8 protein-coding genes are annotated in these 12,882 nt (G+C 43.7%); 5 read left to right on the top strand and 3 right to left on the bottom strand.

The genetic code is table 11. From position 1 onward, the window contains the following. Window positions 1-27: 27 nt before the first annotated feature. From AC1XUD_RS18220 to AC1XUD_RS18200, 5 genes are all read left to right on the top strand, one after another. On the top strand, window positions 28-1,215 hold the full coding sequence (locus tag AC1XUD_RS18220; RefSeq protein WP_483362473.1) for a FecR family protein: 1,188 nt from the start codon (window positions 28-30) through the stop codon (window positions 1,213-1,215). Between the two features lie 271 nt (window positions 1,216-1,486). Next, window positions 1,487-4,747 carry a TonB-dependent receptor gene (locus AC1XUD_RS18215; protein WP_483362472.1) on the top strand — a complete coding sequence of 1,087 codons (3,261 nt, stop codon included), beginning with the start codon at window positions 1,487-1,489 and terminating at the stop codon, window positions 4,745-4,747. A gap of 19 nt (window positions 4,748-4,766) precedes the next feature. Next, window positions 4,767-6,377, top strand: a complete 1,611-nt coding sequence (locus AC1XUD_RS18210) for a RagB/SusD family nutrient uptake outer membrane protein (protein ID WP_483362471.1) — start codon at window positions 4,767-4,769, stop codon at window positions 6,375-6,377. A 127-nt stretch (window positions 6,378-6,504) separates the two neighbouring features. Continuing rightward, window positions 6,505-8,775: an alpha-N-acetylglucosaminidase gene (locus AC1XUD_RS18205; RefSeq protein WP_483362470.1), complete on the top strand. Its 2,271-nt coding sequence runs from the start codon at window positions 6,505-6,507 to the stop codon at window positions 8,773-8,775. Further along, window positions 8,768-9,910 carry an acyltransferase family protein gene (locus tag AC1XUD_RS18200; RefSeq protein WP_483362469.1) on the top strand — a complete coding sequence of 381 codons (1,143 nt, stop codon included), beginning with the start codon at window positions 8,768-8,770 and terminating at the stop codon, window positions 9,908-9,910. The genes AC1XUD_RS18205 and AC1XUD_RS18200 overlap by 8 nt, the downstream gene beginning before the upstream one ends. Window positions 9,911-10,019: 109 nt before the next feature. Here AC1XUD_RS18200 and AC1XUD_RS18195 read toward each other — a convergent pair whose 3' ends face one another. The 3 genes from AC1XUD_RS18195 to AC1XUD_RS18185 all read right to left on the bottom strand — a co-directional run bounded on the left by AC1XUD_RS18195 (window position 10,020) and on the right by AC1XUD_RS18185 (window position 12,396). Beyond that, complete coding sequence (locus AC1XUD_RS18195) at window positions 10,020-10,271, bottom strand: hypothetical protein (RefSeq protein ID WP_483362468.1); 252 nt, start codon at window positions 10,269-10,271, stop codon at window positions 10,020-10,022. A 194-nt stretch (window positions 10,272-10,465) separates the two neighbouring features. Then, a complete protein-coding gene (locus AC1XUD_RS18190) occupies window positions 10,466-11,650 on the bottom strand; it encodes a PQQ-dependent sugar dehydrogenase (protein ID WP_483362566.1) in 1,185 nt (394 codons plus the stop codon). 416 nt (window positions 11,651-12,066) lie between these two features. Beyond that, a complete protein-coding gene (locus AC1XUD_RS18185; protein WP_483362467.1) occupies window positions 12,067-12,396 on the bottom strand; it encodes an FKBP-type peptidyl-prolyl cis-trans isomerase in 330 nt (109 codons plus the stop codon). Between the last annotated feature and the right edge of the window lie 486 nt (window positions 12,397-12,882).

Genomic DNA, 12,882 nt, shown 5'->3' with positions numbered 1-12,882 from the left:
AAGAACCGTTGAGGTTTATAATATATTATGCGATCGGAGAGAATTGATCATTTAACGGGAAAGTTCTTTAATGGGACATGCAGCGATGCGGAATGGAAAGAGCTTGCCGAATGGATTAAAGAAAATCCGGAGGAAGAGCTGGCAGAAGTATTGGAGGAAGCATGGAATCGATTTGAACATGAAACGAAAATGCCCGACCATGTTTCTGAAAGGATTATTGACAGGATTTTCCCTGAACCTGGTGAAGTCAGTGCTGATCCTGGATACGAAGAGGCTGAATCGACTAGGTATTTATGGCCAAAAATTGCTGCCGCTGCAATTTTGATCTTAGCAGTTGGTATTTACTGGTGGTCAGGTATTCGCCAGCATAATGGTCGGGAAGGTCAAAATATCCAGGCCGTTATCCAGGCGGATATAGCACCCGGCCAGAATAAAGCAGTCCTAACCCTGGGAGATGGATCCAGTATCGTGTTGGATGGCGCGGAAACTGGTACTCTTGCTGAACAAGGCAATTCGAGCGTGACCAAATCCGGGAAGGGTGAATTGGTGTATAAGTCAAACAATGTAGCCGCCGCTCCTGTTTTTAATACCGTGAGCACGCCAAAAGGTGGCCAATATCACATCGTTTTACCTGACGGAACCAAAGTGTGGCTCAATGCGGCCTCCAGCTTAAGATTTCCAACTTCTTTCACGGGTAGCGAGCGTAGGGTGGAAACAACAGGAGAAGTTTATTTTGAGGTGGCTCATAACAAGAAGATGCCGTTTATCGTGAAGGCTAATGCAACAGAGGTTACCGTCCTCGGGACTCATTTCAATATCATGGCATATCCTGACGAGAAAATTATGAGAACAACGTTGATGGAAGGTGCTGTCAAAGTAACCAAAGCCGGGAAGTCGGTATTACTTGCTCCGGGACAACAAGCGAGGCTTACCAATTCTTCTGACAATATACGTGTGCTAAGCGATGTGGACACGGATAAAGAAATGGCCTGGAAAAATGGGTACTTCCAATTTGAAGATGAAAATCTGGAAAGTATCATGCGACAGGTTTCCCGATGGTATGATGTGGACGTCACCTACGAAGGCAATATCAGCAGGGAACATTTCACCGGCCGTCTTCCCAGAAACGCAAATATTTCAAAAGTCTTGAAAATCTTATCGCTCAGTGGCGTAAAATTCCGGATTGAAGGAAAATCAATTATTGTAACACCCTAACTAATATCGTGCTTATGACAAAATAGACATTTTACATTTTCAGAAAATGTGTTGTCTCTGCCAGCTTTTGTGAAGCAAAAAAAGAACGGGAACGTTGCGACCGGTCCCGTCCAATTAAAGAGTCAGCATTAAGAACAATTATCTCAAACCGTTTTAGCTCTAACCCAAGAACAAAAGTATGAATCACATCTCTTTTATCCAAAAGAGGCGAGGACTGTCGTATATAGCCGACAGTTACCAACGCCTCCTGTTATCCAGAACCTTTTTGGTTATGAAACTAATCTTTATTTTTTCACTGGCTTTTTGCATGCAGGTAAGTGCCCGAAGTACTGCGCAAAAAATTACTTTAGTTGCGCAAAATGCACCGCTGGAACGAGTTCTTAAAGATATTGAAAGGCAAAGCGGCTATTCATTCTGGTATAAAACCGAACTGATTTCAAAGGCCGAGAAGATTACTGTTGCGATCAGGGAAAGTAGCCTGGAAGATGCGCTGTCCAAAGTCTTGAAAAATCAACCTGTTGACTACTCTATTGTAGACCAGACAGTTGTGTTACAGTCTAAAAGACAGATTAAGGTAGCCCCACCGGTGAAGGTTTTGGAAATTATAAAAGGACAGGTTCTTGGTTCGGATGGCAAGCCGTTGATCGGCGTAACCGTAATTGTTAAGGCCAGCAAACTTGGTACAACAACAGATACCGAAGGGACTTTTTCTATAAATGCATCTGATACTGATATACTGGTTTTTTCATATATCGGGTTTGATACGAAAGAAATACTCGTTGGAAAGCAAAGCTCCATCACCGTGTCGTTGTCTGAAAGCAATACTATTCTGGGTGAAGTGGCGGTGATTGGATACGGTAGTCAATCGAGAAAAACGCTGACGAGTGCAGTAACAACTGTAAAAGCGGAAGAAATGAACAGAGGTGCCATAACGGATGTAGGGCAACTGTTACAAGGTAAAGTTCCCGGGCTTAATATTACTGCAAACGGAGACCCGAACAAGCCAGCTGCTATCGTGCTGCGAGGTGCGTCTACCATCAACAGTTCTCAAGGCCCTTTTTATGTGATCGACAACGTGCCGGGAGCCGATATTGCGACGATTGCTCCTGACGATATAGCTTCCATTGATATACTAAAGGATGCCGCTGCTACGGCCATATACGGTAACAGGGCTGCTAACGGGGTAATAATGGTGACGACGAAAAAAGGGAAAAAAGGAGAAATGAAAATCTCTTATAACGGTTATGTAGGCCTCGAAAAAGTGTCGAACAAACTGAATATGATGAGTGGGCCAGAACTTCGTACTTTCCTGACCAACAATGGTGTAGGACTAGCGCCCAAAGACGACCTGGGCGCAGATACCGACTGGCAATCGGCCGTACAAAGGAAAACGGCGGTGTCGACAAATCATAACCTTTCGTTCAGCGGAGGGACAGAACATGGCAGCTACAGCGCAAGTCTGAACTATGTGAACAAAGAAGGGATATTGTTAAATAGTTCTTTGAAACGCTTCATTGGTCGGCTGTCACTTCAGCAATACGCATTTAAGGATAAGTTGAAATTTGGTCTGACTGTGACGAACTCTAACAGCACATCGAAAGATATCCCTTTTCGAAATACAATTTTGCTGCAATCAGCTTTATATCTGCCGGTTTCCCCAATAAAAAATCCGGATGGGTCGTACTTTGAGAATCTGGACCACACAGATTATTATAATCCTGTTTCGATGATCAACAATAGTGAGAACAGTACCAAGACGAACAATCTGACCGGGAGTTTCACTACTGAATTGAAGTTACCATTCGGAATAACCTATAATTTGAATCTCTCTTATCTTAATACGACATCGCTGGGCGGAACATATTTTAACAAATATTTTACCGACAACTACAATAATATGTACGACAATCCTGAACCAGGTCTGGGATTTCATACACAGCAGTCGTTTGGAGCAAATGGTCAGGCAAATCGCAGTTCTTATCGGAATTCAAGCAAAATTCTTGAGACGTTCCTGACCTGGAACAAAGAGTTTGGCGATCATTCCCTGAATCTTGTGGCGGGATATTCATGGCAGGATAATATCATCGGAGAAGGATTTCAGGTGACGACGAGTAATTTGCCGGTAGATAATATCAGCTATAACAACCTTGCTTTGAGTAATCCATACGGAATTTCTGGCTTCCAAATCGGGTTTGGGTCGGATGGAGTTTATCAGCAAACACGCCTGATCTCTGATTTCGCAAGGTTTAACTATAATTTCAAGAATAAATATTTATTGCAAGGGTCTATCCGGAGAGATGGGAGTTCAGTATTTGGAAAGAATAATCAGTGGGGGTATTTTCCATCTGTTGGTGCTGCATGGCGGATTACTGAGGAAGGTTTCATGGCCAGTCAGAAAGTGTTCAGCGATTTGAAACTTCGTGCAAGCTACGGAGTAACAGGTAATTCAAGCGGATTCGGAGCATATACAACACAGTTTCTGTCCGGAAGTCTGGGTACATATTACTATAACGGAACATTAACTGCCGCACTTGGTCCAACGCAAGCGGCCAATCCGGATCTGAAATGGGAAAAAACAGCGACAAGCAATCTGGGTATTGATTTCGGATTATTTGGAGGACGACTCAGTGGTTCATTGGAATTGTACAACAAGAATACTACAGGCATGATATATTCTTACAGCGTCGATCCGATTTTGGTACCAACGGGTAAGATTACAACAAATGGTGGTAGTATTAATAACAAGGGTATTGAGCTAAGTTTGAATGCAATTGTTTTTGATAAGGGGCCATTTCACTGGACTACGGGGCTGAACCTGGCGCATAATAAAAATACCGTAACGAGTTTGTCAAACCCGCTTTTTGCCGGTGGTGACTCTGTACTTTTGGCCTATCCGGAAGGTTTGGGGCAATCAAGCCACTCGCTCGAAATTCTGAAAGCTGGAAAACCTTTGGGACAATTTTTCTCGCTGGAATATGCAGGGAAAAATGCGGCTGGTATTTCGCAGTTTGTGGGAGGGGATGGTCAGCTGACAACCACTCCTTCAATCGGCGTTGACTATAAGTATATTGGAAACGCTCAGCCAAAACTTTTGGCAGGATGGTCAAACAGCTTCCGCTACGGAAATTTTGATTTGAATATATTCTTACGCGGAGCTTTTGGAAACAAGATCTTCAATGCCACGCGTGCCGATCTTTTCAGGCCGAACACGGCACAGTATACCAACATTTTGGCAGATGCTGGCGGCGAATCCATGGCTGATTATAACTCATATCAATATTCTTCCAGGTTTGTGGAAAGTGGAAGCTATCTCAGATTTGACAATGCAACTTTGGCCTACAACTTCAAAAATTTGGGTTCAGGGATCAAAAACTTACGAGTATATACGTCTGTAAACAACCTGTTTGTGATCACAAAATACACAGGCGTCGATCCTGAGATTAATCAGGGCGGACTTGCTCCGGGTGTAGATTCCAACAACTTCTATCCTAAAACCAGAACTTTCCTTTTGGGGGTGAATGTATCATTCTGATTTTAAAAATTTAGATATCATGAGAAAGTCATATATAAAAATAATGTTGTCGGCGGTCTTGCTTGGGACCATGGTTTCTTGTCACGATCTCGACGTGCCGGTAACTTCTGAATTAACACCTGATGTTTTTCCAACGAGCGAATCGCAATTTATAAGTGCTGCCGGACCTGCCTACGTGGCTTTGCGCGGGAACATATCGGTCGAGTTTTTTCACCTTCAGACTTTGAGCACGGATGAGGCAATTTTCCCGGCAAAAGGTGGAAACTGGTACAACGGCGCAGAGTTCAAGGATTTGCATTTACATTCCTGGACAAAAGACCATAGTACGGTAACCGGAAACTGGACCTGGCTTAGTACAATCATTGGTACTGTCAATCAGTCGCTTTCCATTCTTGAGACGAATATGCCGGAAGGAACTTCCAAAACGCAAACGCTGGCCGAACTCAAAATGGTTCGGGCACTTGCCTACTTCTGGATGATGGACAGTTTCGGCAATGTACCGATCATTACCACATATGGCGATTATAGTGCGCACCCAAATGTGCCGCGTGCAGAGGTTTTTACATTTTTGGAAACTGAGATAAAAGCGGCATTGCCTGATTTGAGCGAAGTTGTGGATATTACGACATATGGTCGGCCGACCAAGTTCTTAGCCCATGCCTTGCTGGCGAAAATGTATCTGAACGCAGAAATTTACACGGGTTCTCCCAGATATGCTGACTGTATCGCAGCCTGTGATGCCATTATCAGTTCTGGAAAGTTCTCACTGGAACCGGCTGCAACTTATCTGCAAATGTTTTATCCGAACAACGGTCCGCAAATGAAGGAGTTTATTTTTGCTATTCCTTTTGATGCAACAGCTTCCAACAGTTTCCCTTTCAGAGCCACCAATTTACATTCGCGTTATGATATTCCACGGGGTCTGGTGGCAAAGTATAAAATGCCGTTCACCCCGGATGCAGCGGTAAGCACCCTGCCAGAATTCTACAAGTATTTCAATGATGCAACTGATATCAGAAATAAGGAATGGCTAACAGGACTGCAATATTACGATGATGGTTCTCCTGTAACTGTCACAACAACCAAAAAAGGTTACGACCAGTTTTATACTGGCGCAGACCCGTCTGCTCCTTACACTTATCAAATCAACATCACCCCGGAAGTGACTCTGCGTCAGGATGTGGCCTCTTTTGATGTTGGTAATGATGAGCTTGCGTGGAATATGGGTTACAGAAATATCAAATTTCACCCGGATGCGTCTTCCTTGAACAGAAATCAGAATAACGATGTCCCAATTTTCAGGTATGCAGATGCACTTTTGATGAAAGCGGAAGCCATTCAGCGTGGTGGCGCGGCGACTTTGGGAGCTACTGCCTTATCCCTTGTAAATTCAGTAAGGACTGCGAGGTCTGCGACGGCTTTTGCCAGTGTTGATCTTGAAGGAATTTATGAGGAAAGAGCTCGTGAGTTTGCGTCCGAAATGTGGCATCGCAATGATATGATCCGCTTCGGGAAATTTGAGAACAAATGGGGCTACAAAACGGATTCGGATATCAACAAGCGAATATTCCCTATTCCAAATTCAGCTTTACTACTTAACCCGGCACTGGTTCAAAATCCCGGTTATTAATTTCTTTCGATCTCCGTACCTATAAAAAGGTACGGAGATATTCTCATGCTTTGCTACTTGAATTTCTGAAGGTTCCCTCGAAAATACAGGGGACTTGATCAGACTATCTCGCCAAATTTATTTACCCATGAAATTGATCCGAAAAAGCAGATTTTCTTTCTCTTTTGGGAAGAGAATCAGCTCACTTTGTGTATTGTTAGTTCTATTTACGAATGTTTCGTTTTCTCAGTCTATTGTCGCGTCTGGCAAGTCGCTGATAGGCAGGGTTATACCTTCCCATGCTGCACATTTCGAAGTAGAGGAGTTGGGTTCGGAATCCGGAAAAGACGAATTTGAAATTGAAAGCAAAAAAGGCAAAATTATCTTGCGAGGAACGAGCGGTGTCGCGATCGGATCTGCATTATATCATTATCTGACTGAATATGCGCATTGTCAGATTACATGGAATGGGACGAATTTGTCTTTACCCGCTAAGCTTCCTGCTGTGCCTTCCAAAATCAGAAAAAAGACGGTCTACAACTACCGTTATTATCTCAACTATTGCACCTTTAATTACAGTATGAGCTGGTGGGATTGGGAGCGTTGGCAAAAAGAGATTGACTGGATGGCGTTACATGGAATCAATATGCCTTTGGCCATTACTGGCGAGGAATATACCTGGCTGGAAGTTTATAGGGATATGGGTTTTAGTGAAAATGAGCTGAAAGATTTTTTCAGCGGTCCTGCCTATTTCGGTTGGTTTTGGATGGGTAATCTCGACGGCTGGGGTGGGCCTTTACCTAAAAAATGGATGGAAACGCATCGGGATTTACAACAGCAAATCGTGAAAAGAGAGCGTGAGCTGGGAATGAAGCCCGTATTACCTGCTTTTACTGGTCATGTTCCGGCTGCTTTCAAAACGAGATATCCTGATGCCATCTTAAAATCTACCAACTGGACTAACGGCTTTGGGGACACCTATATTCTTGATTCTCAGGATCCACTTTTCGCTGAGATCGGGAAAAAGTTTTTGTATAAACAAACCGAGCTTTATGGAACGGATCATTTGTATTCTGCCGATACTTTCAATGAAAATGAGCCGCCAACCGACGATCCTGCTTATCTGGAAAAACTAAGTGAAAGGATATATGCTGGTATGAAGCAGGCTGATCCTGAGGCGATTTGGGTAATGCAGGGCTGGCTTTTTTACAGTGACAGGAAATTCTGGAAGGCGCCGCAGATAGAAGCCTTGCTGAAAGCCGTTCCGGACGATAAGATGATATTGCTTGATCTTGCGGCGGAAATTGAACCGGTTTGGAAGAGAACTGAAGCATTTTACGGCAAACCATGGATTTGGAATATGCTCAATAATTTTGGAGGAAATGTTAATTTATTTGGCCGTATGGAGGGTGTTGCCAGCGGGCCGTCTTTGGCTTGGAACGATAAGGGCAAAAAGCGGTTGGAAGGTATCGGTCTCACTATGGAAGCCATCGAACAGAATCCGGTAATATATGAACTGATGACCGCGCATACATGGCAAACGGAACCAGTCGCATTGGATCGTTGGCTCGAAAAATACACACGAAACAGATACGGAAAAGATGACCAACGCTTGAATTCAGCATGGCAAATTTTGCGGAAAACCGTTTATAATGGGAAGGAAATCAGGGACGGCGCTGAATCAATCGTCACTGGTCGGCCCACTCTGGATTCTACCACGGTTTGGACCAGAACGAAACTGAATTATTCCCCAGTCGACCTTTTGCCAGCCTGGGATCTTTTCATTCTTTCAGCAAAAAACGGGATGAAAACCGATGGATTCCGTTACGATCTGGTAGATATATCACGGCAGGTTTTGGCCAATTATGCGCTCGTGGTTCAGAAAAAATGGGTAGCGGATTTTAAAGCTGGAGATCAGGCTTCGTTTCAAAAGCATAGTACTGAATTTTTGGATTTAATATCCGATATGGATATCCTTTTGGCAACCCGCAAAGATTTTCTACTCGGACCGTGGTTGGCTGACGCAAGAAAATGGGGCGAAAATGCCGGGGAGAAAGCGCTATATGAAATGAACGCCAGAGATTTGATCACGCTTTGGGGAGATGCTAAAAGTCCGCTGCACGAGTATTCAAACAGGCAGTGGAGTGGGTTGCTGAATGATTTTTATAAAAAGCGTTGGCAACAATTTTTTGAGATGCTGAACTCATCGTTGAACAACAAAACCCAACCTGACTTTAAAGTTTTTGAGGACCATATTGCAGCATGGGAGTGGAAGTGGGTGAATGAGCAAAAAGACTTTCCAATTCAGGAAAGCGGAAGCAGTGTGGAAGTTGCAATAGGACTTCACAAAAAATATAGCCCGAAACTACAATCGGACTATTATATCAACAATCAGGTAAAATCGACCATTCATGAATAAGATATCAGGTAGTCAACGACTGGTTTCGCTGGATGCACTGCGAGGATTTGATATGTTCTGGATCATTGGAGGCGAGCATATAATCCATGCGTTGGCGGAAATAACCGGTTGGCCTGCGATGATTTGGCTATCGGCTCAGATGCATCATACAGTATGGAACGGGTGTACTTTTTACGATATGATATTCCCGCTGTTCCTTTTCATATCAGGCGTTTCTATGCCCTTTTCTTTTGGTAGGAAGCTGGTCTCGGAAGGTGTTGCAGCTCCATTTCAATTACGGAAGAATGTAAAACGGGAATTGTATAAAACGATGGTAATTCGGACGGTTACGCTCATATTCCTTGGAATGGTAGTGAACGGTTTGTTCAAGTTTAACGGATATGAGAATATCCGCTTCGCCAGCGTGCTGGGGCGAATTGGTATTGCCTGGTTTTTCACAGGTATCATCTACCTGAATTACAACCTGAAGAAACAGATCATCTGGTTCTGTCTAATATTAATTGGCTATTGGCTTGCCATGTCGTTCATACCGGTTCCGGGTTTTGGTGCAGGAGTTCTGACGATGGAAGGTTCGCTGGAATCCTATATTGACCGGCTATTTTTACCAGGAAGATTACACAGCAAAGTCCATGACCCGGAAGGGATTCTGTCCACTATTCCAGCAATTGCAACAGGTTTGCTCGGTGTCTTCACGGGGACATTAGTTAAAGAACAGCGTTTTACACCTTTAAGAAGTGTTTATCTTTTATTGCTTGCGGCTCTTGCATTGATATTGTTGGGCCTGTCTTGGGATATTGTATTTCCAATAAACAAACGGTTATGGAGCAGTTCTTTCGTGCTCTTTGTTGGCGGTTACAGTGTTGCTTTTTTTGCTCTATTTTACCTGATTATCGATGTTTTGGGTTGGAAAAAATGGACGTTCCCGTTCCTGCTGATTGGAATGAATTCGATTGTGATTTACATGGCGGTCGAAGGTGCAATAAACTTTGGATACACCGCAGATTTCGTTTTCGGAGGATTGGTCAATTTGGTGGAAGAACGATATATAGACTTGTGCGAAGCAACATCAGTGGTGGTGGTAGAACTGGCTTTCCTGTATTTCCTTTTCCGGAATAAACTGTTTTTGAAGGTTTGAGAGGATGTTCGTTTCGATGATTGAAGGTATCAGAGAATATGAATCATATGGTATTCAGAGTGATTTAAAACACGAAAAGCCGCCAGGTGGAATTGGCGGCCTTCGTTTTTTATGAGTTGCTTAGATCATGAATTACAGTCCGCGGAGTCATTTTATTGATTATTTCAAGTACAAAGTCCTCTGATACATCAACCAAATAAGCGATCTCAGCAATTGAATAATTTGCAGTAGCCATCAAATTTTTCACGATCTGCGCCTGCACCTCGATTCTCTCCTCTCGTGCTTTGTCTGCTGCAATCTTCTTTCCAATTTCAATCCCTTCGCGTTTCGCTCGATCAAGCACTTGCTCTACTATGTCCATGTTTGTCGATTTTTCAGTTAGTAACTCTATTCCTTTTTCAGATTTGACGCTAATTCCGGATCAGCAAATCTTACGCAATGCCGCAAAAATATGAGTATCTTTTCGAATTAAGCTAGACGCTTCAACAAGCCCCGGGTTCGATTTTATACTGGTTTTACGTCACCGCTAAAATGATTCATGATTCAACAACAACATTATTTCTTATCAATTCGGTACAATCTTCCCTGGTCGGTGATGGCATAGAGAGCCCCATCCGAACCTTGTGTAATATCACGGAAACGCTGCGATTCTCCGGTGAGCAACCGTTCTTCCCCAACAATCTTATCGTTTTCAATTACCAGCCTGACGATATGCATTCCACTCAGCGAGCCAACAAACAGATTGTTTTTCCACTCAGGGATATGGTCACTATTATAGAATGTGATACCGCTCGGAGAAATCACAGGATCCCAGTAATATGCTGGTTGTTGAAGTCCTTCCTGTTGCTGAACGCCATTGCCGACTCTTGATCCGCTATATTCCAGTCCATAGGTTATGGTCGGCCAGCCGTAATTTGCACCAGCCACAACACGGTTTATCTCATCGCCACCTCGTGGCCCATGTTCGCTTTCCCACAAGTCGTTAGTTACCGGATGTAGCGCTAACCCTTGCGGATTCCGGAAGCCATAAGAATAGAGTTCCGGTCTCGTACCCGCTTGCCCCGCAAAAGGATTCCCGGTAGCCGGTTCTCCCGTTTTTGTAATGCGAACAACCTTTCCCAGACCAGAATTAAGAGATTGCGCCTGAGGCCGCGTGGACAAATCAGAACGCTCTCCCGTGCTGACCAGCAGGTTGCCCTGAGGATCAAATAGGATTCGGCCCCCGTAATGCAAGGTGCCTCTATAGGCCGGAGTGGCCCGATAAATAATGATTGCGTTTTCTATCGTTTTTTCATCGGTAGATAGCACTCCTTTGGCCACCGCAGTCAGGTTTCCATCGCTTGTGGATTCAGAGAAAACCCAATATACCATACGGTTTGTCGCAAAATCCGGATCAACACGAACCCCCAACAATCCCCCCTGGCCTCCCGAGTTTACGGCCGGAATGCCTGTAATCGGCTCGCTCATCTGGCCACTTGTTGTTACGATGCGCATCGTTCCGATCTTTTCGGTTATGAGAAGTCGCCCATCGGGCAGGCTGGTTATTCCCCAGGGACTTCGAAGTGATTCGGTGAGAATTGTACCTTCCCAGTTTGTAGTTGATTTCACGCCTGCAATCCGGGTTTGGCCTGCAAAAGCAGGACTGTAAGTGGAATTGGGGGCGTTGGTTTCTACGGGAGCCAGGGTATCGGATCCCATTTCTATATCAGGCTCCTGCGACTCATCACTCTTGCACGACATAAATGCGAAGCATGCGATGGTAAGAAGCGAAAGAATTAAATTTTTCATTTGAGTTAAGTGATTGGTGAGTGTTGCAACTGCACAGCATGATGCAGTTGCAAACGTTTTCCTTTCACAGTTTAACGATCGAGCCCTGTGGATGTTGCGGGTTTGTAATGCGTTTTGACCAACGACCTGGTGAGTATCCTCAAAATTAAATTACGCCAGACGAACTGCAAAACTGCCAGTCAATGTCAATATTGAAATATTTGCCAGCGCATAAAGTGGCTTACTGGTGTAGATTAAGGCTAGTGACGAAGCGTTTATTGAAGCATATAGTGTATAATAATAGATTGAGCCCCATCTGCCCGGAGTGTTATAATTCTCTCATTACCTCGAATATAGATAATGTTCCTCCGATATTTCAAGGCGTACTTTTAGAGAATTTTATCTAAGATCAACTTGATTACAAGCGTGGAGTCCGGATGGACGTTGGGAGGGTAAGATTTTCTTTTGACGGTATTCGGCGGGGCTATTATTTCCTTTATTTCTCCGACTTTCATACCGACTAACGCTTCGTCGACAGCCTGCGTTGCCTGATTTCCTCCGATAAGTACTTTTACCGGGGTGGTAGTATGTTCATTGGAATATAGCACAGTCCCATTTCGATAGCTGGTGGTTTCGAAAAGCAATATTTCCTGGCCGGGTTTTGCCTTTGCCCCACTTCCCTTCTTTAGCTGTTTGAATTCAACTCCTGAACTAGTCATGCCACTTCGCGTTGTCTGACAGCCGTTCAGCCAACATGAGGCAATTAAAATCATCAATCTGCATCGGAGGGGGAGTTTAAAATTGTTACGGAGATCTGCTATTAATATTTGTAAAAACATCATATAAAACCCAGTTGTGTCATTATTCTGTGAAGCAACTTAGCTCGGTCCTGTTTACTTAAAAGATTTTTGAGGTAAAAGATTGTAAAGATTTTGTAAAAGTTAATTGCACCCAGTTTTCCTCCGCTAACAGGAATTTCAGATCAATATTTTCATCGTCTCTCTGCTTCTGAAATCCTGCTTTTTCCTTTGATATTAAATATCAATTAAAATCAAATAATGGCTTCACTTTCAATAAGTAGCAAGAGTTTGGGAGTGTGCTTTATCGATTAAGTGTAAGGGAGTTGGAGGTTTTAGTACCTGTCGGGCGACACACTGCTAAACATGTTAATATAGTATGCATTGTCGTCAAACCATCATTGGCTA

Source organism: Dyadobacter sp. HNCC25DJ184 (assembly GCF_056895215.1).
This window is presented reverse-complemented; position numbering and strand designations above follow the sequence as displayed.

Excerpts from the sequence above, each read along its gene's own strand:
- AC1XUD_RS18220 (WP_483362473.1), top strand. The coding sequence starts at position 28 with ATGCGATCGGAGAGAATTGATCATTTAACGGGAAAGTTCTTTAATGGG.
- AC1XUD_RS18215 (WP_483362472.1), top strand. The coding sequence starts at position 1,487 with ATGAAACTAATCTTTATTTTTTCACTGGCTTTTTGCATGCAGGTAAGT.
- AC1XUD_RS18210 (WP_483362471.1), top strand. The coding sequence starts at position 4,767 with ATGAGAAAGTCATATATAAAAATAATGTTGTCGGCGGTCTTGCTTGGG.
- AC1XUD_RS18205 (WP_483362470.1), top strand. The coding sequence starts at position 6,505 with ATGAAATTGATCCGAAAAAGCAGATTTTCTTTCTCTTTTGGGAAGAGA.
- AC1XUD_RS18200 (WP_483362469.1), top strand. The coding sequence starts at position 8,768 with ATGAATAAGATATCAGGTAGTCAACGACTGGTTTCGCTGGATGCACTG.
- AC1XUD_RS18195 (WP_483362468.1), bottom strand. The coding sequence starts at position 10,271 with ATGGACATAGTAGAGCAAGTGCTTGATCGAGCGAAACGCGAAGGGATT.
- AC1XUD_RS18190 (WP_483362566.1), bottom strand. The coding sequence starts at position 11,650 with ATGTCGTGCAAGAGTGATGAGTCGCAGGAGCCTGATATAGAAATGGGA.
- AC1XUD_RS18185 (WP_483362467.1), bottom strand. The coding sequence starts at position 12,396 with ATGACTAGTTCAGGAGTTGAATTCAAACAGCTAAAGAAGGGAAGTGGG.